The organism is Nitrospinota bacterium (assembly GCA_009873635.1).
Lineage (GTDB): Bacteria > Nitrospinota > Nitrospinia > Nitrospinales > VA-1 > LS-NOB.
In genome coordinates, this window is sequence record WAHY01000003.1 from 1 (window position 1) to 3,642 (window position 3,642).

The following is a 3,642-nucleotide window of genomic DNA, read 5'->3' on the forward strand; positions in this document are numbered from 1 at the left end:
ACCGTGTTGCGATTATTGGAAAGACAACAGTTAAGAATCTTTTTGGAGAAGAAGATCCTCTAGGGCGGGTGGTTAAAGTACATTTCATTCCCTTTAAAATCATAGGTGTGTTTGAACCAAAAGGTGTGGATACCAATGGATTAGACCAGGATGACTTGATATTAATTCCGCTTTCGACCTATTTACGACGCATCGTCAACCAGAAATTTGTCAGCCGGATTTTTGTCAAAGCAGCTTCGAGGCAAAGCATAACAACCGCTTCGGAAAAAATCCGTGACCTTCTCAGGGAAAACCACAAACTCACTGATGATCGTAATGACGATTTTACCCTTATCACTCAATTGGATCTGGAAGAATTGAAAAAGGAAACCACCGAATTATTTACAAAGTTGATCGTTGGTGTGGCGGCAATATCCTTACTGGTCGGAGGCATCGGTATTCTGGCGGTGATGTTGATTTCAGTGAAGGAGCGCACCAGGGAAATTGGAATACGGAGAGCGGTGGGGGCTACCCGAAAAGATATTGTCCGTCAGTTTCTATATGAGTCATTGATCATTGGCTTCTTTGGTGGCGGTATGGGCATTGTTTTGGGAGTGGGGTTGACCCTTGGATTGACTCATTGGGGTAGCTGGACTCTTATCCTTGACCCTAACTCTATCTGGACTGCGAGCTGGGCCTGTGCGGGTATCGGTGTTTTATTTGGAGTCTTTCCTGCCGTCAAAGCTTCCAAACTCGACCCAATGGTAGCTCTTACAGTTGAGTGATGATACGAACCACAGTTAGCTTCCCAGATAAAAAAGGGTTCGTCCCCTTGACAGTGGACGAACCCTCTTTTACTGTGAGTAAAGACTAAATGCTACACAAAGTTTGCCTGCATACTGCAGGACTTGTAAGGAGCCGGCTTATTGGCCAGACTCCCAAACCCCCTTCCCAGAGGGTATTGGTGAAACTTTGAACGACTCCTGGTGGCTAGAACATGATTCCGCCATGGTTGGCAGAAATCATTCCTATCAACATGGGTATTGAAAGCCAGGCATTGGTCCTGCTGGCAAGAAACGCCATTCTTTTCGCTTTATTCAGAGCATCCCCTTCCAGTTCGCCAGCAATGATTTTTTTCTGGTTAGGCCAGATTATGAACCATACGTTTCCGGCCATGATGATACCCAGCAACATGCCTATCATGATTTCTCCACTAGGAATTCCCTGAACAGTTCCCCGGCCTGCCATGTAATAAGCAATACCGGTGATTACAGTCCATAGTGCAGCGTGGCGGAACAGGAACAGGGCACGAGGCAGGATGATCTGGGTATAGGGTTTACCGGCACCTGCCTCAACCATTTTAGGCATAGATTGAACTTGAACCAGATTAAAAAAGTACAATAATCCAATCCATAAAATCCCGATGATTACATGAAAAAATTCAAATACCCACATTTGGTTTTCCTCTCAGTACATTGGTTGATATTTTCAGTTATTATTGACCGTTCTAAACTTTGATGCTTTGAGCATGATTTATTTTAATAAGTTGCACTTATAATAAGTTAATCAGTGAAATTAATAGAGGTTTCCTTTTATGGGGCAAAAATACGAAAAAAATTAAGGAATCAAGAGAAAACATGGCTCCCCTATTAACCAGAGGAAGCATTTATAGGATGGTGGTAGCTTCAATAAAGATTCAATATTTCTTTATCCTGATGCGAATTTTATCAGAAAATGTCTATATTTTCTATACATTTAGTGAATGTTTCAGTTTCGGCTTATGATCCAAAGCAGGGCTAAAAAACCAATAACCAGGGCAATAATCAGGTTATTTGGATAGTAGAATGTTTTTTCCCCGGTTTTGGTTTCCGAGTTATCCAGACTTGAGAGCCTTTCCCGGAGTTCCTGGTTTTTCTGCACGAGGTCGTTTTTTTCGTCTTTAAGATTTGCGATCTCGTCCTTCAGGCGCAGTTTTTCCACTTTAAGGGTTTTGGATTTTTCTATTTCTCTTTGCAGGGCTTCTTCGGGACCCAGAGTCAGGCCATCCTCTTCCTTTGGCTCTTCCCAGATCTCATTCATTCAGTGTCCCTTTTTGACCATAGGAAACGCGTCGCTTGCTGATGTCAGGCGTTGTAAATGATTGGGATTCAATTTCAGATCAGTAGATTGTGAAAATTCCCGCACCTGTTCAGGTTTGCGGGTGCCGACAATAGCAGTGAAAATATTCTCACGGGTAAACACCCAGGCTAATGCGACTTCGACAGGTTTTCGTCCCAGCTCTGAGGCGATATCGCGGACGGTTTCCCATACTTTTCTGGCATGTGGATAAACCTGCTTTTGATAAAGGAAATGGTGTTTTCGCGTGGGCATTTCAAGGTCTTCCCTGTTCATGGGCCTTGCCAGCAAACCTTGCGCAGTGGGTGAGAAGACCATGTAAGGGATATCTGCATTTTTGCAGAGGCTTAGGGTTTTCCCTTCATAAGCCCTGTCAAGCAGACTGTAGGGCACCTGATTCATAGAAAATTTATTGAGCTTATTGCCCAGCAGGGTTAAATCATGGGACTGGAAATTTGAAAGACCCACTGTTGTGGCTTTTCCACTTTTTTTGATCGAGTCCATAAACTCGGCAAGCCGGGCACTTTTATCTTGAGTATTGAAATAACTCCCCGGCCAGTGAATCAGGTAGAGATCCACATATTCCCTGTCCAACGCTTTCAGCGAATCTTCCAGACGTTTCTGGTAGGCTTTAAGAGTTAGTTCTGCATCAGGCCAGATTTTCGATATGATGATGACGGAATTTTTATGCGACCCCAGGGCTTTGCCCAACCTGCGCTCTGATTCTCCATCTCCATAACCTTCCGCAGTATCGAAAGCAGTGATGCCATGATCAAGAGCGGAATGAACAACTTTTTCGGCTTCGTTGGCAGGGCAAATATCCCCCCATCCTCCACTGGGTGCTATTTGCCAGCATCCGAGAGTTATCCGGCTCCAGTCTTTATCTATACCTTTTATCCGGTCATAGATCACACATACCACCTGGAATAAGTAACACGAGTCTTATACCCTCTGTTGTTGTCAACCGACCAATTCTCCAAACGAGAAACATTTTTACGGAACTGCCAGAGTTTACAGGCGACACTCAGGATCAAGATTCCTGCTAAAAGGATGGCCCCGGCAAAGAAGTAGGCAATTAATGCGGGATAAGCAAAAATAAGAACTGCCAGCAATAACAGAGTTCCACCAAAAACAAATGTTCCCCATGTTAGTGTTTTATGGCTTTGTGAGAAAAAACTATTTGAAAAATGATTGTTATAACTCATGGCAAGCCTTTCTTCGCATAAAGGTTCTTTATCTACTATATAGATAAAATTCCCCTTCATATTTGTCAAGCTCCTGCAATCACCGAATCAAAGAGTTAATACACTGATTACTTTGGTTCAATGCCTGATTTGCTGGAAAGGGTGAAGGAATATTGCATAGTTGTCAGAAACAATCTTTGCAAAAAGTATATGATGAAACCATAAAAGGTGAAAATTACACTGGTATTTTTCTGAAATCCTTTTTTTGCTGAGCTAAAGGACGCTTCCAGTTGGTAACACGGGGACTGGGGTGGTATAGAGGAAATAGTTTAAAGTCCGGAGTGATAATAGCTTTAGCAACATT

Annotated in this window: 6 protein-coding genes; 1 reads left to right on the plus strand and 5 read right to left on the minus strand. The window is 43.1% G+C overall.

What is annotated here, in order from left to right:
• The coding region (locus F3741_02685) for an FtsX-like permease family protein (GenBank protein ID MZG29705.1) at positions 1–764 on the plus strand (764 nt) is incomplete at its 5' end.
• A 205-nt stretch (positions 765–969) separates the two neighbouring features.
• Here the strand turns inward: F3741_02685 and F3741_02690 are convergent.
• The 5 genes from F3741_02690 to F3741_02710 all read right to left on the minus strand — a co-directional run.
• Complete coding sequence (locus tag F3741_02690) at positions 970–1,434, minus strand: hypothetical protein (protein MZG29706.1); 465 nt, start codon at positions 1,432–1,434, stop codon at positions 970–972.
• Positions 1,435–1,746: 312 nt separating this feature from the next.
• Positions 1,747–2,058, minus strand: a complete 312-nt coding sequence (locus F3741_02695; protein MZG29707.1) for a hypothetical protein — start codon at positions 2,056–2,058, stop codon at positions 1,747–1,749.
• Complete coding sequence (locus F3741_02700) at positions 2,059–3,006, minus strand: aldo/keto reductase (protein MZG29708.1); 948 nt, start codon at positions 3,004–3,006, stop codon at positions 2,059–2,061.
• Positions 3,003–3,359 (minus strand): hypothetical protein, encoded by a 357-nt coding sequence (locus tag F3741_02705; protein ID MZG29709.1) that lies wholly within the window; start codon positions 3,357–3,359, stop codon positions 3,003–3,005. The genes F3741_02700 and F3741_02705 overlap by 4 nt, the downstream gene beginning before the upstream one ends.
• A gap of 154 nt (positions 3,360–3,513) precedes the next feature.
• The coding region (locus tag F3741_02710) for a uracil-DNA glycosylase (GenBank protein ID MZG29710.1) at positions 3,514–3,642 on the minus strand (129 nt) is incomplete at its 5' end.

Coding starts and splice junctions, on each gene's coding strand:
- F3741_02690 (MZG29706.1), bottom strand. CDS start 1,434: ATGTGGGTATTTGAATTTTTTCATGTAATCATCGGGATTTTATGGATT.
- F3741_02695 (MZG29707.1), bottom strand. CDS start 2,058: ATGAATGAGATCTGGGAAGAGCCAAAGGAAGAGGATGGCCTGACTCTG.
- F3741_02705 (MZG29709.1), bottom strand. CDS start 3,359: ATGAAGGGGAATTTTATCTATATAGTAGATAAAGAACCTTTATGCGAA.